The organism is Phyllobacterium sp. 0TCS1.6A (assembly GCF_026420825.1).
In the GTDB taxonomy this organism is placed as follows: domain Bacteria; phylum Pseudomonadota; class Alphaproteobacteria; order Rhizobiales; family Rhizobiaceae; genus Phyllobacterium.
Genome location: NZ_JAPMAB010000004.1, coordinates 42,008 through 58,686, shown reverse-complemented (window position 1 = coordinate 58,686; position 16,679 = coordinate 42,008). Strand labels below are relative to the sequence as shown.

Sequence of the window (16,679 nt, the reverse complement as noted above, 5' to 3'; positions counted from 1 at the left end):
TGCTGTGTCACGCCGCAGTTCCATCGCGCGAAAGCGCTTCCCTGATCGCCGCAAGCTGGGTGTCGAGGCTGGCGTCGACCACGGCGATGGCATTGGAGAGGATGCACTGGGCACCCGTCAGCCGGGGATCCGGCACCACGGTGAAATTGATCGATGGATTGGAACGTTCGGCCTGAAGCTTCTCGCCCACTTCAGGGGCGATGTCCGGTGCAACCGCTATGATGATGTCGCGCTCCCGCTGAAATCCCTGGAGTGCATGCTTCGCAAGCTTTGCCACCAGTTCGGCCTGGTCGAACGAGCCGAGCATCTTTGCGATGATCGAGAGGCTCAGCTCCACCAATTGCCTGTCGAGGCCAGCCACATAATTGTTGACCTGTGCAGTCGTCGATATCAACAGGGCGGATGCCTCCTTGGCGCCCTGTTCGAACCCTGCCTGATAGCCCTGCTGCCTGCTGGCTTCCGTGATCTCATCCGCCCTGCCGAGACGGGCCTGTGCTTCCTGCTCGGCGGCGTTGAGAAAGGCAAAGCCATCGAGCCAGGGCGTTACCGCGGCTTGCTTGATGACCTTCGCAGCGGGCATGGGCGGAAGTTCCGTCATTGCGCCGTCTCCTCGCTTGCCATGAGGTCGAGATCCGCGGCGAGCCGGTTCATGATCGCCAGCCCGAGCGCCAGCTGTGCCTCCTCTGCGAAAGGCTGGACCTCCTTGTCGCTCGCGTGTTTCAGCCGCGCCCAGCCGGCGAGACCGCCGGGGAGGCTCGCATGCCAGCTGCCGATGCAATGCAATCCATCACGCCGGACTGCTGCAATCAGGTTGTCGGTGCTGCCCGGATGCGCGAGGTGGCCGGCAAGATCACGATTGGCGAGCGCGAATTTGAATGCAGCCTCGCCGATGGCCTGCTTCATCAGGGCCACTTCGCTCGTGCGGATTTCCGCTGCGAAGACATGGGCCCAATAGGCGGCGCCGGCGATGACGACCAGTTCGTCGAGCTGCGCCGGGGCAAGCCGCATCAACGCCAGATCTTCAGGCGCCAGATCGAGCAGCGCCGAGGATTGCGCCAGGCCGAACTGCTCTGCCACCAGCAGCGCCAGTTGCGGCTGGACCCGGTCACAAGCCTGGAGTTTCATCGCGACATCGAGAGTGAGGGCATCCTCATAGCAGGAGACGATGCGCTGGGGGTGGACGAGGCGCGCGGGTGCCGAGGTCAAGAGCTGCATGGATGAGTGGTTGCCATCCATCGATGCTGCGGCGTTCGCGGTTTCATCCATGGGCGGAACCTGGTTCATTTGGCCGGCCCGACCGGCACCAGCGGATAGACGCGGCGCCGCTTCTTCTGCCACAGCAGGTAGCCCAGCCCGCCGCCTAGCGCGATGACGGCAAGGATCAGGCTTCCGAATATCCACCGCGCGGTGGCAGCGCTCGCCGGCAGCATCCATATGCCGAGGAACGAGGTCAATTCCGTGTCCGCCGTTGCCGTATTGGTCGCGGCTGCGACGACCGGAATAACGGAAACCTTTTCATAGGTGAGACCGGCTATGCCATTGGCGACGAGGGTCTTGATCTGCGGTATGAGCGTATTGATGTCGAGCGTCGGTTCATGCCGGATGAATACCGAAGCCGAAGCCGGCACGGCATTGCGCTGGAGCGGATCATTGTCGGGCAGCACCACATGCACGCGGGCCGATACGACACCGTCGATTTCGGACACCGTCCGCGACAGTTCCTCGCTGAGCGCATAGATCATCTGCGCGCGTTCCTGGACAGGTGACGCCACGAGGCCCTCCTGCTTGAATACGCTTCCCATGGTGGCGAACTGGGTCTTCGGCAGGCCGGCCTCATTGAGCACCGTTACCGCCTGGGCGAACTGTTTCTCGTCCACCGTCACGGTCAATTTGCCATCCTTCTGGACGACCCGGTTGGCGGGAATGCCCTTATGGAGCAGGGCCGCGACCATGGCATTGGCCTCCCGCTCCTCGAGATTCGTGTAGAGGTCCTCCTTGCATGCCTGCAATGCGGCGGCCAGGGCTGCCACCAGGAAACAATTCGTCAGCAGCCGCTTCAACCCGGATATTTGCATAAGGCTCTTACTGTCCCTTGGTCAGCGTTGTCGCAGCGCCTGTCAGCTGGGTGGTGCCGCGAACGACCATCTGCGTCTCGATGGAATGATCGAACATCGTTCCCAGTGACTGGACCACGCGCTCGATCTGCTCGCTGTCGTTCTTCTCGCTCTTGGCCTTGGCCTGCACGGCATTGGCGAACGAGGCCTGCGTCGGCGCCTTGGATGCTTCACTCGTGCGACTGACGAATTTGCCGGTGCGCTCGACGAAGCCTTTCAGGTCATTGACCAGGGTCTTGCCGAGATTGCCGGGGCTGGCGCCGTGCGGCAGCTTGTGGATATTGCCGGCCATGTGCTCGAACATGTTCTGCATCGGCACGGTCTGGGTGGTGGGCGTGCTTGCCGGAATCGAAGCGGCCATGGTGGTCGGAACTGCTGTCATGACATTGTCTCCGTTAAACCATAGGGGCTTTGGACCCTATTACTCATCCGAGAGAGCCTCATTGAGGATCTCATTGGCAATCTTCATCATCTCCTGGCCGATAAGGGAGCTACCGCCGCTGACGATCGCTTCGTTCAACGCCGCTTCGAATTCCTGTTGTTGTTCCTCGGGAGTGAGATTGCTGGCCTGCTGCTGCGAAACATTGGAAATTTGCGGTGTGCCCATCGGATACTCTCCTAGTTGGTGCGTGAACTGGCGGGAACCGGCGCCACGCGCGGATCTGCGTTTCTGGTTGCTGGCCGGGCAGGCGTAGCCAAGTCCTCAGCCACTTCATTGTTCTGGCCGCCGCGGAAGACCCTGACGCGAGGATCGTCAGCGGTCGCCTGCGGCGGCGGCTGCACGGTCGACACCACCTGCTGCACCATGGCTATGAACGCGGGTGGGCCGGAAACACGCAATGCGGGCGCGTTGGGTGTCGCCCTGATCGAGAATCGCTCATCCATCAGGTTCAGCTGGCGCACTTCGTCGAGGACCTTCGTTCCGCTGGCCCTGCCGAGGTCGATGATCTGGGTGGAAAACTCCTCATTCGAATTAATGTGGAGAATCGAGCCGTCATAATACCATATCAGCCCGTTTGCCTCGGCCAGCCTCGCCAGGAAGGCGCCTGCCGTGTCAGCGCGGACCTCGCCACGGACCTGCCCCCGGATCTTGTCGGAGATCGTCACCGGAATATTGAGGTTGCGGCCGAATTCCCGCAGCGCGTCGCGTATATCCTGGTTGATGAGGACGTAGGAATATCTGGTCGCGGCCCAGGGAGGCTCACTCGCCGACACAGGGCAAGCAAGAGCGAATAGCGGCAAGGCGACAGCCATCCGCAGGAAAATTGCCCGTGAGTATATAGCCCTGCGTGGAATAGTCATACCAAAGGCCCTCTGGCACAAAGCGACAGAATTAGGTCTATATGAACCGGGAAATAGATGCAACGCAACTATAAATAAAATGGATCAGAATGGTCGTGAAAAAAAATGTCAGTAGCCGGGTCATTTATCTTCACTATTTCAAATTTTGAATTATTTTTTGTGACAGAAATGTCAAATTGTATTGGGACACTAGCGCGATCAACTATCGTTACAGAGTGTAACATCAACTGAATTTTTGAAAATTGCCTTCTCTATTTTTTCATACTATCACCGGGCTGCCGGCATAACTATGATGTTGTAACGGTGAGCTGTTGCCAAGCAGTGAGAGAATTGAAACGGTTTCCATAGACTTCTATCCACTCAAGGAGAAATAGCATGGCTGTTCAAGGTGTTGGCGGGTCGCAGAGTTCAGATAGCTCTATCGACAAGATGACTGCCGCGTTCGACAAGGCAATCGAAAAGTCCGCGAAGATTACGGAAATCACGACCGAGAAGAAGGTTGCTCTGGATGCTGCAAAGCAGCGGCCAAACAACTAATTGGTCTATTCCGGCGGATGGCGTCAGCGCCGTCTGCCACTTATTTCGATGTGTTTCGGGCGCCTTTTCTTGCCAGTTTGAGCCCGAATTGAAATTCCGCGAGAATACTTCGAATACTTTTGCAAACGAGGCAATGCCATGGGCTCTATCGTAAGTTTTCAGAGGCCTGAATCCACGTTGTTGCTGCGGGTGACGACCGGTATTCATGCAGGCGTTTCCCTCCCTCTCGAGTCTCAGCAATATCGTGTCGGATCCGAAAGCGGCTGCGACCTGACGCTGGGCGACAAGGATGTCGCCGGGCATCATCTGACCTTGCAAAAGCAGGGCAATGATCTTCTGGTCGAGGCGGTCGGCGGAGACGTGACCGTCGATGACGACACGTCCGTTCCGGCCGGTCACGGATTGCGCTGTTCGCTGCCATGTACGCTCCAGTTCGGCAACGCCGCGCTGAACCTGGCGACTGCGGCTCCCGAAAAATCTGCGCAGCGAAAAATGCCGCGCGCAAGCTGGATCGCCATCGGCGGCGCCGCGCTCTCTCTGCTGACGATTGCCGCGGTTCAGGCTGGCGTCGGCGATCTCCTGGTTTCCAATCCAACCCCAGCCGCCCAGGTTTCGGCATTGAAGGCCGAAGAGGCCGGTGCCCTGCCGGGGCTGGTCCCGGGCGGCCCTGTCGAGGCAGCGCTGAAGACCAAGCTGCAGCAGGTTGGTCTGGCCGATCTCAAGGTCGATGCCGACGGGACGCGCCTGACTGTCGCGGGCGATCTGGACAAGGATCGGCGCAAGGTCTGGAACGATGTTCAGGGCTGGTTCGACCGGACCTATGGCGGCACCTTCGTGCTGACCAGTCTCGTCGGGATGACGGCGCCCAAGGTCCAGCCGAGGTTCAACCTTCAGGCAGTATGGTTCGGCGAAACACCCTACGCGATCAGTTCGGATGGTACGCGCCTCTACAAGGGTGCGGCACTCGAAGATGGCTGGATCATCAAGGATATCCGCGACGGTCGGTTGATAGCCGGCCGCCAGGATGAGGAATTCGTGCTGACTTTCTAGTCGCACTTCGCCAGTAGGGAGGGTGCATGGCGCTCGACATTCGTCGACAGGAAGAAAGGATTCGAGGCCAGGCCGGATCGATCACCGGCCGTGCTGACGCGGCAAAAGTCGAGGAGGCCCAATCCAAGGCCTTCGACGCCCTGCTTGCCCGCTCGGAAAGGGTGGTAAAGCAGGCCAGGGATCCTTTTGTCGGCACCATCGGCCGCTTGCGGAAGCCGAAACTCGCCAATCCGGGCATATTCGATCTATCGCGATCGCAGGAAATCCTTGCCTATCTGGTCAATGATCTGCTGCCGGACCTCGATATCGACGAAGAGATCGCGGCGATCACCGCCTCGATGTTGAACGAGGAGATTGAAATCCGCCGGGAATTGCAGGATCGGCTCAGTCAGGCGCAGAGCCAGTGACCCAGAAACGTCGTGACAGTGTCGAATTCCTGCATGGACTTGGCTATCTCTACTGTCAGGCGGGCCAGCCCGAGCGCGGTTTGGTATTCCTGTTGCTGGCAGCCCGTATCGCCCCCGAGGATACCGCGGTGCTGCGCTCGCTCGCGGCGGTCTTCGTCGAGACCGAATCCGCATCGCGCGCGCTGACGGCGATCGACCGGATAGAAGATATCGAAGGTGGCTCGTCGCCCTCCATCACCCTGTTGAAGAGCCGGGCGCAATGGATCAAGGGAGACGAGGACAATGCCCGGGAAACCTTCCGCGACTATCTGAAGGAGAGGCAGCCGGCATGACGTTGATTGCCACCTTCAATCGCTTCGCGTGGGCAGCGTCGAAGCGATCCGATCTGGTCATTGCCGCATTGATGCTGCTGGCGATCGTGATGATGATCATTCCGTTGCCGACACTGGTCGTCGACATGCTCATCGGTACGAATATCGCGTTCAGCCTTCTCATCCTCGTAGCTGCCTTCTACATCTCGAAGCCGGTCGAACTCTCGGCGCTGCCGTCGATCATCCTGCTTGGCACTCTGTTCCGCCTGTCGCTATCGATAACGACCACGAGGTTGATCCTGCTCCAGGCGGATGCGGGCCAGATCGTGTCGGCGTTCGGCAATTTCGTCGTCGGCGGCGAGGTCGTTGTCGGTCTCGTCGTGTTCCTGATCATCACGATCGCGCAGTTCGTCGTCATCACCAAGGGTGCCGAACGTGTCGCGGAGGTCGGCGCCCGCTTCGCCCTCGATGCGATGCCCGGCAAGCAGATGAGCATCGACAGCGAAGCGCGCAGCGGCGATATCGACCAGGCGGAGGCACGGCGCCGGCGGCAGGAACTGGAGCGGGAAAGCCAGTTCTACGGCGCCATGGATGGCGCCATGAAGTTCGTCAAGGGCGATGCCGTGGCCGGCCTGATTATCATCGCCATCAATCTCATAGGCGGTCTGGCGATCGGTTCGCTGCAGCGTGGCATGCCGTTTGGCGATGCGGCGCACACATATTCGCTCCTTACCGTCGGTGATGGTCTGATCTCGCAGATACCGGCGCTGATGATGGCGGTTGCCGCCGGCACGGTCGTCACGCGGGTGACGTCCGATCGCGACGATGATCTCGGCAGCGAAATCGTCGGCCAGCTCGGCGCCAATCACCGGGCGCTGGCGCTGGCATCGGTCATCCTGTTCGGCTTTGGCCTCGTGCCCGGATTTCCGATGCTGGTGTTCTGGATTCTGGCGGCGGCATCGGGCGGGCTCGCCTATCTGGTGCACAGGAGGACGCAGGGCGGCGGCTCCGGTGATGACGCGGCCGATCCCGCCGCAATCGCCATCGGCGACATCACCAAGCCGCAGGGTGCGCTTGCGCAGGGCGATACGCCCATGCTCGATGGGCCGCAACGGCTGGTCATGTTGCTTGGGCCGCATCTGGCCGATACGATATCCGTGCCGGAGCTGCACAAGAGCATCGAGCGGATGCGCAGTAATATCTTCGCGGATATGGGCGTTCGCGTTCCGCAGATCGGCATACAACTGGATATGACGCTGGAACCCGATCAGTTCCGGATCGATCTCGAGGGCGTGCCGGTGACCGACGGCATGGCGTTTGCCGACCAGTTGCTTGTAACGGACGACGCGGTGCATCTCGATCTGATGTCGGTGCCCTACCGGTTTGCCCGCGCTGTCATCGGCACCAAGGAATCGATCTGGGTCGACAAGAGCCACAAGGCCGATCTCGAGAATGCCGGCATCACCGTTCACGAACCGATTGCCGTCATGCTCGAAATCTTGACGCGGTCCGTCAGGCGCTATCTGTCGGATTTCGTCGATGTCCAGGAAACGAAGTTCCTGCTGGCGCGAGTGGATGATGAACTGGGCGAGCTCGTCAAGGAAGCGGCAAATGTAGCGTCGCTGCAGAAGATATCGGAGGTCCTGCGTCGTCTCGTGGAAGAAGACGTGCCGGTGACCAATGTGCGGGCGATCCTGCAAGCGATCATCGAATGGGGCCCGCAAATATCCAACCCCCAGGTACTGGCCGAATATGCCCGCATCGGGCTTGCCCGCCAGATCTGCCACCGCAACGCTGAGATGAACCGAATCGTTTCGGCCTATCTTCTGACCAGAGAGACCGAAGATGCCGTGCGATCTTCAATGCATCAGGCGACCGGCGCGCCCGTTCTGGCGATTCCGGAAGATATTTCCCGGTCGATCGTGGACCAGCTCAAGGAGAAGCTGGCCGGTAAGGAAGCAGAGATTGTGCGAACTGTTCTAACGTCTATGGACATTCGGCGATCGATACGCAACTTACTTACAAGACATGATTTGAACCTGCCGGTCTTGTCATATCAGGAAATTTCTTCAGAGTTCAGCGTACAGTCCCTCGGTTCGATATCCCTGCCTGCGTCGAGGATAAGGCAACTGGAACAGGGTGGCACAAGTGAGTAAGCGTAGGGTTGGGGTAAAGCAGCAACGTCGAATTGTGGTGGACATATAATCAATGCTCAATCCTACGGCCGTGGGGGCTAAATTCCTTCTCATCATGCGAAAGCCATGGCTTGTCGCTTTGTTCCTGGCGCCTCTCCTTCTGCTGCATGCCGCAGCGGCTTCGGCGCAGGTCAAGGTTGACGCCGCGGCAGGGCAGGTCCTCAAGCTGAATATCGGGCAGGGCCAGATATTGCGTTTCGACCAGCCCGTCGAATCGGTCTTCCTTGCCGATACGACGATTGCCGATGTGCGCGTGGTTTCCCCGGGAGCCGTCTATATCTACGGCACCAAGATCGGCGATACGAACCTTATCGCGCTCAGTCCCGACCAGGGCACCCGTGGGACCGTGCAAATCAGGGTGGTCGGCAATCCGCGCGATGCTCAGCAATCGGTCAAGGCGCTGCAGCCCACCACCACCGTCGACATCAGTCTTTTCGGCGAACAATATGTCGGGAAGGGCCAGACCAAGAATATGGGCGAGGCGCTCGACACCGAGAATGTCCTGCAGACCTATTCCCAGCCGGATAAGCCGGCTCTGAACAACACGACGATTTCCGGCCCGAACCAGGTCAATATTCGCGTGCGCTTCGCTGAAGTCGCGCGCAATGAGTTGACACGCTACGGGCTCGACTGGAGCGCTTTCGTCAACAGCGGCTCGTTTTCCTTCGGCATCGTGCGGGGTGGAAACACGAGCAATTCCGGCGGCGGTACCCAGGTTGGCATTTCCGGCAGGAACGTCAACGTCAATGTCCTCCTCGATGCGTTGCAGGAGAACGGCATCCTGACGATCCTCGCCGAACCGAACATCACCGCGGTTACGGGCCAGACGGCGAGTTTCCTCGCCGGCGGCGAGATTCCAGTGCCGATTCCCGTCGGAAACGACCAGATCGGCATCGAATACAAGCAATTCGGCGTCTCCCTGCAGTTCACGCCGACGCTTCTGCCCAATGACCGCATCGCCCTTCAGGTCCGGCCTGAGGTGAGCAGCGTTTCGCAGGATAGCGCGGTGACGATAGGCGGGCTTGTCGCGCCGTCGCTGCGGGTAAGGCGTGCCGATACGACCGTCGAGGTCGGGAGCGGCCAGACTTTTGCCATTGCCGGATTGTTCCAGCGCCAGGAAACGCAGTCGATCAACAAGACGCCGGTCATCGGCGACGTGCCGATACTCGGCGAATTGTTCAAATCGAAGCGGTTCCAGCGCAATGAAACGGAGCTCGTGATTCTCATCACGCCCTATCTGGTCACGCCGACCTCGTCCCGGAACCTGAAGACGCCGTTGGACAGCCCTTCCGGGGCGATTTCCTCGCCGCGCAAAAAGTCCAAGCAGATCGTCAACAAAGGATATGGCTTCTATGTCGAATGAACGTCGCAATCCGCTTCTGGCCACGGCGGCGCGCCTCGCATTGATCATGGGAGTTGCCGTGTCGATCTCCGGCTGCATGGGCAGCAAGACGCAGCCATATTCGCCGAATTACAGCTACGTGAAAATGGCCGGCGCCAAGGATAATGTCGTCAGGAAGGGATATGAGAAAGAGGCCGGCGCACAGGGCGTTCTGGTGCCGGACGCCTGCATAACGCCGGATACGGCCGAATATCCGCTCTATCTGCCGTCGGGCTGCTCCAACAATCTCAATCTCCAGCACATGGTGGCCAGGAAGCAGGACCTGATGCATGGCCGCGAGATGGGCCCGGCCATGGCGGCCCCGGCGGCGCGTGCGGCCCAGAAATACATCGACGGTGCGCAGGTGTCCGAACAGCGGTCGAGGCGGCGCTATGATGAAACGACGACCACGTCAGGGTCGGGAGCGGGGCTGTGACGCAGGCCCTGTCCGCGCCGGAGATGGTAGCGCGGGGCTTCCGCCTGCTTGCCGTTGCCCTCGGGCTCGGCTTCGTTCTCGCCGGCTGCACCACCACGGAACAGACGGAAAAGAAGACGGCCAAGCCGCCCTCCAGCGAACAGTCCAAGCTCCTGAACATCGCGCGCGATGTCGAGGCGAAGGGCGAAAGCGGTACGGCACTCGCCCTCTATGAGCGCGCGGCAGAAATGTCCTCGAGCGACTCCACAATTCATGTGAAGCTCGGCAATGCCCGGCTCAAGAATGGCGATTCCGACGGCGCGGAAAAGGCCTACCGGTCGGCATTGCAGATCAATCCGCAGGACGCCCACGCCTTGCTCGGACTGGGCACGATACAGTTGCAGCGAGGCGAAGCCGATGCCGCCGCCCGGACCCTGGCGCCGGCGGCCCAGGCGATCAATTCGGTATCCGCCTATAACAAGCTCGGCACCGCCTTGATCTTGTCGGGCCAAGGACCGGCGGCGGAGTCGGCGTTTGCCAAGGCGCTGGCGCTACAGCCCGGCAATCTCGACACGAAGACGAATCTCGCATTGGCACAAGCACTCTCCAACAAATTGCCGGAAGCATCGGCCGGCATGAACGCCGTGGTGTCGTCGCCGCTCGCGGAAAAGCGGCACTACGTCAACTATATGATCGTTCTGAGCCTTTCCGGCGACATGGCCGCGGCGAAAGCAGTGCAGGTCCCGGACATGGCAGCGGGCCAGAAGAACCAGATTCTGGCCAAGGCATCCAGGCTGCGGTCGATCCAGAGCCCGGCGGAGCGAGCGCAAGCCATCGGTGTCCTGGCTTCGACCTAGGCGGGGGACCAAGCATGAGCCAGACGAGCGAAGAAAAATCCCTTCCGGCATCAGACAAGAAGATCGAAGATGCGCGCAAGAAGGGGCAGGTCCTGCACAGCCCGGACATGGTGTCCGGCGTCATCATGCTCTCGTGCACCATCTTTCTGATCTACATCGCTCCAGTGCTGCGCGAGAGTATCAGCGCGCTCGTGGAGGAGGCGTCCCATATCTATGACAGGCCATTCGACGAGGTCTGGCACAGGCTCAGCATCATTGCCGTGCAAAGTCTTCTGACCGCCACACTGCCCATTCTCGCGATAACGATAGCTGCCATCGTGGCGACCAATGTCGCAGTGACGCGCGGTTTCGTCTTCTCCGCCAAGCCCGTCGAGCCTGATTTCGACCGGATCAATCCGATGACCGGGATCAAGCGCATCTTCTCGCTGAAAAGCGTGGTCGAATTCGTCAAGGCGCTCATCAAGATCATCGCATTGACCACGGCCTTCGTTCTCGTGTTCCAGGCGGGGTTGAAAGCCCTGTTCGAATCTCCCTTTTGCGGGGCGTTCTGTCTCCAGGCTACCTTCTTCGCCATGCTCAAGCCGCTTGCGGCGGTTGCGGTTGCCGCGTTCCTCGTGCTCGGTTTCATCGACATTTTCCTGCAAAGATGGCTGTTCCTGCGCGAAATGCGCATGACCAAGACCGAGAGCAAGCGGGAGCATAAGGACATGGAAGGCGACCCGTTGATCCGGCAGGAACGCCAGCGCCGTCGTCGCGCCGGAACGGGCGCCAAGACGGGGTTGAAACATGCGGTTCTGCTCATCGGCGATCCCGCCCGACGCCTGGTGGGCATACGCTATGTCCGCGGCGAAACGCCGGTGCCGGTGGTGGTTTGCCGCTCTTCCGGGGCGGAGGCCGCCGCGATGCACCTGCATGCGGCCGAACTCGGCATTCCCGTTACCGTGGACGCCGCACTTGCCGAGCAGATCGCAGCGACGGGCGCAGGACAGCCGGTGCCTGAACGTGCATTCCAGCCGGTGGCGAACGCGCTTGTCGCCGCCGGATTGATTTAGAGGAAAGGATCGATGCAATGGTCAATATGAAGGTGCGGTGGAAGATTGCCCTGCTGGCTTGCGCCTGTGCCGGCCTGTCACCCTTTTCGGCGCTGGCGCAATCGCGGGAGCCTTCACCTCCCGTCCTGGACAAGAAGAATCACAAGGTCTGGATCGACCCCGGCTATCTGGAATTCCTGATGGAGCCGGAAAGCTATCCGCCCAAACATGCACGAGTGGAGCGGGCATATGCCGGTTCGGACTACGCGCCGGTCCGGCGCGAGGTCGTGCAGTATGAAAGCCACGAGAAGCCCGGAACGATCATCATCGAGACGGAAAACCGTGCTCTGTACTTCGTGCAGGGGAATGGAACGGCAATCCGCTATCCGGTCGGCGTCGGCCGCGAGGGCTATGGCTGGCGCGGAACGGAACGGATATCCAGCAAGCGCGAATGGCCGGACTGGCGCCCGCCATCGGACATGCTGTCCCGCCGGCCCGACCTGCCGAAATACATGGCAGGCGGCCCGGACAACCCGCTGGGCGCGCGGGCGCTCTATCTTGGAGATACGCTCTACCGGATCCACGGATCGAACGAACCCGACTCCGTCGGCCAATCGTCCTCTTCCGGCTGCTTCCGGATGACCAACGAGGACGTCAGCGATCTCTATGAGAGGGTGAAGCTCGGCGCGAAGGTAGTGGTGCTCTAGGCACCACGATCCTTGCTAGATCGTCAAGCCCAATGGCGCCAGGCTGCGCTTTACCTGCTTGATGCGCGAGGGATGGACCGCAAGGACATTGGCCACCCTTCCAGCTGGAAAGGCCTTGTCCGTATCCTCGGGCGTTTCGAGCGGCGACAGACCATCCTCGATCTCCCACAGACGGTAGCCCCAGTCAGCCAGCTTTGCGTGGATCTGGCGCGGGTCTGCTCTCGAGAGCCGCGCCAGCACCTCGCGGTTGATCTCGACGAGAAGCGACGGGTGCGACGCGGCGATGGTCGCACTCGCACCTTCGAAGAACAGTCCTTCAGCGCCCTCGATATCGATCTTGATCGTATCCGGCTTCAGGGTCTTCACCATCCGGTCGAGGGTCTCGACCCTGACGCTGCGCTCCGATTCCCGCCCGCGCGACCCGGCGACAAGGCTCGTTGCGCCAGCATTGGCGGTATGTTCCGCGGTGTTCAGTTCCATTGATCCCGGCATGTCCGCCAACGCGAGCTGATGCACCGTCACCCTGCGCGTCAGGCCGTTTTCCTTGACGGATTTCTTGAAGAGGCCGCACAGATAGGGCAGGGGTTCGAACGCTACCACCTTGCCGGTGAAACCCGGCCGTGTCGCCACCGACAGCGAATAATAACCGACATTGCCGCCGACATCATAGAACACGCCATCATCCGGCGTGATGGCCTTGGCTATATCGACATCGAGTTTTTCATACTCGCCGCCGAATATACCGAAAGTGATGTGGTATTGCCGCAGGTCCAGATAGATCTTGAAGCCGTTTTTCGTATCGAACAGCACTTCGATGTTACGCGGAACGAAATTGTCGAACAGGATCTCGCGATGGCGATGATGGAATTCGGTGGAGGTCAGGAAACGGCGCCGGTACTCCGGCAGGGGAATCTCGGTCAGGCTGAAGAGATTGCTCGTGATCTGCTCCAGCTCTTCGGAATTGGCATCGCGTCCGAGAATGAACCTGTAGGAATTCAGAATGTCATTGTAACTGGTCATTGATTACCCGCCGAGTGGAAGTCTGTCGCGTTGTTCGTTGAGCAAGCCGTCGAGCGTACCGAAATGGCCGTCCCAGTGCTGCACGATGTGTGGCCTCTGCCGCCGCTCATACCGGGCATGAGCCTCGATAGCCTCGCGCCAGCCCCTGCCGTCGAGCGGATCGAGATAAAGCGCGTTGTCGCCCGCGACCTCCCGATGCGAGGCGATATCGGAGGCTATGATCGTTGTCCCCATCGCGCGGGCTTCGGCAACCGGCATTCCATAGCCTTCGACGAAGGTAGGAGAGAGCAGGGCCGCGGCTCCGGCCATCAATTCGGCGAGGGCCGTATCGCCGAGGTTCGGCGCCTCGATGACGGCATTGCGCAATTGGGGGCAACGATCGAGCGTGGCGAATACCTGTGCGTTCTCCCAGCCGCGCTTGCCCGCAATGACCAGCCGGGGCACGTCGTCGCCATGGGCATCCACCATGGCGCGCCAGGTCTGGAGCAGCAATATATGGTTCTTGCGCGGCTCTATCGTGCCGACAACCAGAAAATAGGGCCGTCTGGTAGCGTGTACCGCGGCGTTCGGTCGGCGAAAGCTGGCTTCGACACCCGGCGCAAGCACCTCGATCGGAGGCGTCGGCTTGCCCCGCTCCTCGGCGAAAGCCCGGAAGGAGCGCGCCGTGGCCTGCGAATTGCACAGGACGAGCCCGGCATGGCGCAGGATCGTTTCCATCCTCTGCAGATGCCGCATCGGTTCGTTGGGGCGCACGAACTCCGGATGGGTCAAGGGTATGAGATCATGCACGTAGAATACGCCATTGCGCTTCTGCCGCTCCATCCAGTTGAAGGCCGCAGGCCGGTGAAGGTTGGTATGCGACACATGGAGAAGCGAGGCCCCAGCGGCAAACTGATTGGCGGGGAGAATTGTGCGTAGAGCCTTGCCCGCTCTCCTGCTCCAGGAATGGAACGTGCGGCCGGCTGGCGAAATGGAGGCGGATTTGACTCTTGGCCACGGCGCCTCGCCATCGATCGCGGCGAATATCCGCTGCAGCTCCTCCGTCTGGAGCGGGTTCAAACCCGCGGCACTCCAGCGATGTGCCAATGCCGAGATCAGCTCGGTTGCGCGCGTTCGCGCAATCTCGATCGGGCGATTGCGCCCGATCTCCAGAAAGTGCGAGCTTCGTTTCTGCGCCCAGTTCGCATACTGAAGCTCGAATCGGTCGATGCCGGTCGGCGTCGAGAAATGCGAACGTCCGATGAGGCGGGAAATATCCATTGCAATTGCATTCATCGCGACCACCCCATTCTGTTTGCCAGCACCCTTGGCAGGGACCGGCGCGGCCCGCCGCCGCTGGAAATTTCATCGATGACGTCTTCGACCTCGCAAGGCAGGTTCGTGCGAGCCGAGATGTAGTGCGGATAGATGATCAGGGCGCCGGCTATCAGCGCTTCGAGCGAAAGCTCTCGCCGGGGCCGCAGCGGCGTTACATGATCGACGGTCAGGCCCCAGCCGGAATAGAAGGGCAGGCCATGGCACCAGACCGGCCGCTGGCGCAGAAGCGCCTCGAAGCCGATCTGCGAGGTGGCGACGTGAACCTCGTCGCAAACATGCAGCAAGTGCTCGATGCGGACATCATTGACGGTGAGATCGGCCAGCCGCGCCAGCACAGCAGGCGGCGTGGGCGGGCCGCGCCTTCCGGCGACGATATCGGGATGCTCCTTGAATATGATGAAGTCATCCGGCCGCTGCGCCCGCACGTTCTGCAACAGGTCGCCATTGCCGATGGCATTGGTCAGACCGTAGCGGAGCGATGCATCGCCGGGAACCTGGCCCGCCACGAGGATGATGCGCCGCCCGGCAGCCAGACGGCGATAATCGATGTCAGGCCCTGCCGGTAGATTGTACTTGGTGATGCCGAGTTGAAGGATACGTTGCTGCAACCGCCCGGCCCGGGCGAGCAGGGCAGGCTGGAAATCGGTTTCAAGCAGTAATTTCTCAAGCCCGCTCTGACGCGTGGCATCGAAATAGACGGCGTCGCGGTCGATGCAGAGAGACGAGGCCGGGACAAGCCTCGAGCCGAGCCCGGACGAGCGGACGAAGCCATCCTCAAGCCGCAGCAGCGGCGCGGGAGCGAGGGTTCCTTCCGCCCGCGGGTCGTCATTGCCCCAACGAACGAGATAGTCCGCCTGTCTCACGGCGGCATTGCCGGATTTGCTGCGAGCAAAGCGCACATTGGACAGGGGGCTTTCGAGAAACCGCCGCACGGTGTGCCGCTTGTGCCTGGCTATGCCGAGGCAAAGATAGGTTCCGCGCAGGCCCAACGCGCGCCGCCGCCAGGCGATCAAGCGCTCGGTCGCCTGTTCGGGCGTCGTCGGCGCTACTTTGACGGGATCGACATAGCGCGGATAGTGGAGAAGCGTCGCAGCGGCAAACTGGTCGATCGATGGGCTGCCGGTCCGCCGGGCAAAAGCGCGGCGGGCACAGGCATTGGCGGCGCGATCGATCGTGAGGCCCCATCCGGCATAGAACGGCACGCCAAAGGTCGTTACAGGCATGCCGCGGAGCAATGCGTCATATCCAAGCTGACTCGAGACGGTCCATACCTCGTCCACCACATCGAGCAAGGCATGGGGAGAAATAGTCTCGTCGCAGACAATGGCATTTGGCCGGTATGGCAGATTGCGGAGGTAGCCTGCGGCAAGGCCGGCGCTTACATCCGGATGCGTCCTGATGATGACGGTCGCATGGGGTACGGACGCTGCCGCGTCATACATCAACCGGAAGGTCTCTTCCGTTGCTCCGGAGCCGGCGACAGACGAGTCGCCGCGTACCTGGTCTACGAGCAAGATGCGGCGGCGAGATGCGGAGGATGAGAATGCAGGCGCTCTGTCCGGCAGATGATTGTATTTGGTCAGCCGCTGTTCAACGACATGGTGCCTGAAGTCGCAGGCCCGCGAAACATCGTTCCAGGATGTGCTTTCGTTGATCAGTTCCTCAAGGCGCGACGGTGCGCCTGCGTCGAAATAGATGCCGAGATCGTCGGCAATGATGGAGACAGGGGGTGCTCCGGTCTTGCCGAGGCCGACGGAGCGCAGGAAACCGTCTTCCAGGGTCCAGAAGGGCAGCCGGCGGGTGCCTGCGAGCTTCCGTGCGGCGCGCGCAAGAGCCTTGTCGCTCCAGCCGACATAACCGTCGCCGCCGCCAAATACGTTCTCCGCGGCACCCAGCCTTGCGTCAAGTGCGGCTTCGATCAGCGGAAAGCGCAGCCGCGTTGGCAGAAAGGCGCGCAAGGATGCTCCGCGCTGCGGCAGCCATTCGGGTCTTGCCATGGAGGCGGCTTCCACTGTTCCGGCGCGGGCATCATGTG

19 protein-coding genes are annotated in these 16,679 nt (G+C 60.9%); 10 read left to right on the top strand and 9 right to left on the bottom strand.

What is annotated here, in order from left to right; genetic code table 11:
- Positions 1 to 7 precede the first annotated feature (7 nt).
- From OSJ75_RS11165 to OSJ75_RS11140, 6 genes are read right to left on the bottom strand one after another with little or no spacing between them, the layout of a single operon-like run.
- Positions 8 to 598, bottom strand: coding sequence for a FliH/SctL family protein (locus OSJ75_RS11165; protein ID WP_267228090.1), 591 nt, complete (start codon positions 596 to 598; stop codon positions 8 to 10).
- Positions 595 to 1,266 (bottom strand): type III secretion protein, encoded by a 672-nt coding sequence (locus OSJ75_RS11160; protein ID WP_267228089.1) that lies wholly within the window; start codon positions 1,264 to 1,266, stop codon positions 595 to 597. Before OSJ75_RS11160 ends, OSJ75_RS11165 begins: the two co-directional genes overlap by 4 nt.
- Positions 1,267 to 1,280: 14 nt before the next feature.
- A complete protein-coding gene (gene sctJ, locus OSJ75_RS11155) occupies positions 1,281 to 2,075 on the bottom strand; it encodes a type III secretion system inner membrane ring lipoprotein SctJ (protein WP_250018834.1) in 795 nt (264 codons plus the stop codon).
- Between the two features lie 7 nt (positions 2,076 to 2,082).
- Entirely contained in the window at positions 2,083 to 2,496 is a 414-nt protein-coding gene (locus tag OSJ75_RS11150) for a hypothetical protein (protein WP_250018833.1), read from the bottom strand.
- A gap of 39 nt (positions 2,497 to 2,535) precedes the next feature.
- Positions 2,536 to 2,721: a hypothetical protein gene (locus OSJ75_RS11145; RefSeq protein WP_250018832.1), complete on the bottom strand. Its 186-nt coding sequence runs from the start codon at positions 2,719 to 2,721 to the stop codon at positions 2,536 to 2,538.
- A gap of 11 nt (positions 2,722 to 2,732) precedes the next feature.
- The gene (locus OSJ75_RS11140; protein WP_250018831.1) at positions 2,733 to 3,329 is read right to left on the bottom strand and encodes a secretin N-terminal domain-containing protein; all 597 of its coding nucleotides are present in this window, start codon (positions 3,327 to 3,329) and stop codon (positions 2,733 to 2,735) included.
- A gap of 462 nt (positions 3,330 to 3,791) precedes the next feature.
- Between OSJ75_RS11140 and OSJ75_RS11135 the strand changes: the two genes are divergently transcribed.
- The 10 genes from OSJ75_RS11135 (at position 3,792) to OSJ75_RS11090 (ending at position 12,307) form a co-directional block, all read left to right on the top strand.
- Positions 3,792 to 3,953, top strand: a complete 162-nt coding sequence (locus tag OSJ75_RS11135; protein ID WP_250018830.1) for a hypothetical protein — start codon at positions 3,792 to 3,794, stop codon at positions 3,951 to 3,953.
- Positions 3,954 to 4,091: 138 nt separating this feature from the next.
- A complete protein-coding gene (locus OSJ75_RS11130; protein WP_250018829.1) occupies positions 4,092 to 5,003 on the top strand; it encodes an FHA domain-containing protein in 912 nt (303 codons plus the stop codon).
- A 26-nt stretch (positions 5,004 to 5,029) separates the two neighbouring features.
- The gene (locus tag OSJ75_RS11125; protein ID WP_250018828.1) at positions 5,030 to 5,410 is read left to right on the top strand and encodes a hypothetical protein; all 381 of its coding nucleotides are present in this window, start codon (positions 5,030 to 5,032) and stop codon (positions 5,408 to 5,410) included.
- Positions 5,407 to 5,742 carry a tetratricopeptide repeat protein gene (locus OSJ75_RS11120; RefSeq protein WP_250018827.1) on the top strand — a complete coding sequence of 112 codons (336 nt, stop codon included), beginning with the start codon at positions 5,407 to 5,409 and terminating at the stop codon, positions 5,740 to 5,742. The genes OSJ75_RS11125 and OSJ75_RS11120 overlap by 4 nt, the downstream gene beginning before the upstream one ends.
- Positions 5,739 to 7,877, top strand: a complete 2,139-nt coding sequence (sctV, locus tag OSJ75_RS11115; RefSeq protein WP_267228087.1) for a type III secretion system export apparatus subunit SctV — start codon at positions 5,739 to 5,741, stop codon at positions 7,875 to 7,877. The genes OSJ75_RS11120 and sctV overlap by 4 nt, the downstream gene beginning before the upstream one ends.
- Positions 7,878 to 7,971: 94 nt before the next feature.
- Positions 7,972 to 9,279 carry a type II and III secretion system protein family protein gene (locus OSJ75_RS11110; protein WP_371929584.1) on the top strand — a complete coding sequence of 436 codons (1,308 nt, stop codon included), beginning with the start codon at positions 7,972 to 7,974 and terminating at the stop codon, positions 9,277 to 9,279.
- Positions 9,269 to 9,733: a hypothetical protein gene (locus OSJ75_RS11105; protein ID WP_267228086.1), complete on the top strand. Its 465-nt coding sequence runs from the start codon at positions 9,269 to 9,271 to the stop codon at positions 9,731 to 9,733. The genes OSJ75_RS11110 and OSJ75_RS11105 overlap by 11 nt, the downstream gene beginning before the upstream one ends.
- Positions 9,730 to 10,569, top strand: coding sequence for a tetratricopeptide repeat protein (locus tag OSJ75_RS11100; RefSeq protein ID WP_267228084.1), 840 nt, complete (start codon positions 9,730 to 9,732; stop codon positions 10,567 to 10,569). The genes OSJ75_RS11105 and OSJ75_RS11100 overlap by 4 nt, the downstream gene beginning before the upstream one ends.
- Positions 10,570 to 10,583: 14 nt before the next feature.
- Complete coding sequence (locus tag OSJ75_RS11095; protein ID WP_250018822.1) at positions 10,584 to 11,621, top strand: EscU/YscU/HrcU family type III secretion system export apparatus switch protein; 1,038 nt, start codon at positions 10,584 to 10,586, stop codon at positions 11,619 to 11,621.
- A gap of 17 nt (positions 11,622 to 11,638) precedes the next feature.
- Complete coding sequence (locus OSJ75_RS11090; protein ID WP_267228083.1) at positions 11,639 to 12,307, top strand: L,D-transpeptidase; 669 nt, start codon at positions 11,639 to 11,641, stop codon at positions 12,305 to 12,307.
- Between the two features lie 15 nt (positions 12,308 to 12,322).
- Here the strand turns inward: OSJ75_RS11090 and OSJ75_RS11085 are convergent, their stop codons facing one another.
- From OSJ75_RS11085 to OSJ75_RS11075, 3 genes are read right to left on the bottom strand one after another with little or no spacing between them, the layout of a single operon-like run.
- Positions 12,323 to 13,327 carry an FkbM family methyltransferase gene (locus OSJ75_RS11085; RefSeq protein WP_267228082.1) on the bottom strand — a complete coding sequence of 335 codons (1,005 nt, stop codon included), beginning with the start codon at positions 13,325 to 13,327 and terminating at the stop codon, positions 12,323 to 12,325.
- Between the two features lie 3 nt (positions 13,328 to 13,330).
- Positions 13,331 to 14,602 carry a glycosyltransferase family 4 protein gene (locus OSJ75_RS11080; protein WP_267228081.1) on the bottom strand — a complete coding sequence of 424 codons (1,272 nt, stop codon included), beginning with the start codon at positions 14,600 to 14,602 and terminating at the stop codon, positions 13,331 to 13,333.
- Positions 14,599 to 16,641, bottom strand: coding sequence for a capsular polysaccharide biosynthesis protein (locus tag OSJ75_RS11075; RefSeq protein ID WP_267228080.1), 2,043 nt, complete (start codon positions 16,639 to 16,641; stop codon positions 14,599 to 14,601). Before OSJ75_RS11075 ends, OSJ75_RS11080 begins: the two co-directional genes overlap by 4 nt.
- Positions 16,642 to 16,679: the final 38 nt, after the last annotated feature.

Excerpts from the sequence above, each read along its gene's own strand:
- OSJ75_RS11145 (WP_250018832.1), bottom strand. The coding sequence starts at position 2,721 with ATGGGCACACCGCAAATTTCCAATGTTTCGCAGCAGCAGGCCAGCAAT.
- OSJ75_RS11080 (WP_267228081.1), bottom strand. The coding sequence starts at position 14,602 with ATGAATGCAATTGCAATGGATATTTCCCGCCTCATCGGACGTTCGCAT.
- OSJ75_RS11075 (WP_267228080.1), bottom strand. The coding sequence starts at position 16,641 with ATGGCAAGACCCGAATGGCTGCCGCAGCGCGGAGCATCCTTGCGCGCC.
- OSJ75_RS11135 (WP_250018830.1), top strand. The coding sequence starts at position 3,792 with ATGGCTGTTCAAGGTGTTGGCGGGTCGCAGAGTTCAGATAGCTCTATC.
- sctJ (WP_250018834.1), bottom strand. The coding sequence starts at position 2,075 with ATGCAAATATCCGGGTTGAAGCGGCTGCTGACGAATTGTTTCCTGGTG.
- OSJ75_RS11085 (WP_267228082.1), bottom strand. The coding sequence starts at position 13,327 with ATGACCAGTTACAATGACATTCTGAATTCCTACAGGTTCATTCTCGGA.
- OSJ75_RS11095 (WP_250018822.1), top strand. The coding sequence starts at position 10,584 with ATGAGCCAGACGAGCGAAGAAAAATCCCTTCCGGCATCAGACAAGAAG.
- OSJ75_RS11125 (WP_250018828.1), top strand. The coding sequence starts at position 5,030 with ATGGCGCTCGACATTCGTCGACAGGAAGAAAGGATTCGAGGCCAGGCC.
- OSJ75_RS11105 (WP_267228086.1), top strand. The coding sequence starts at position 9,269 with ATGTCGAATGAACGTCGCAATCCGCTTCTGGCCACGGCGGCGCGCCTC.
- sctV (WP_267228087.1), top strand. The coding sequence starts at position 5,739 with ATGACGTTGATTGCCACCTTCAATCGCTTCGCGTGGGCAGCGTCGAAG.
- OSJ75_RS11090 (WP_267228083.1), top strand. The coding sequence starts at position 11,639 with ATGGTCAATATGAAGGTGCGGTGGAAGATTGCCCTGCTGGCTTGCGCC.
- OSJ75_RS11150 (WP_250018833.1), bottom strand. The coding sequence starts at position 2,496 with ATGACAGCAGTTCCGACCACCATGGCCGCTTCGATTCCGGCAAGCACG.
- OSJ75_RS11110 (WP_371929584.1), top strand. The coding sequence starts at position 7,972 with ATGCGAAAGCCATGGCTTGTCGCTTTGTTCCTGGCGCCTCTCCTTCTG.
- OSJ75_RS11130 (WP_250018829.1), top strand. The coding sequence starts at position 4,092 with ATGGGCTCTATCGTAAGTTTTCAGAGGCCTGAATCCACGTTGTTGCTG.
- OSJ75_RS11165 (WP_267228090.1), bottom strand. The coding sequence starts at position 598 with ATGACGGAACTTCCGCCCATGCCCGCTGCGAAGGTCATCAAGCAAGCC.
- OSJ75_RS11160 (WP_267228089.1), bottom strand. The coding sequence starts at position 1,266 with ATGGATGAAACCGCGAACGCCGCAGCATCGATGGATGGCAACCACTCA.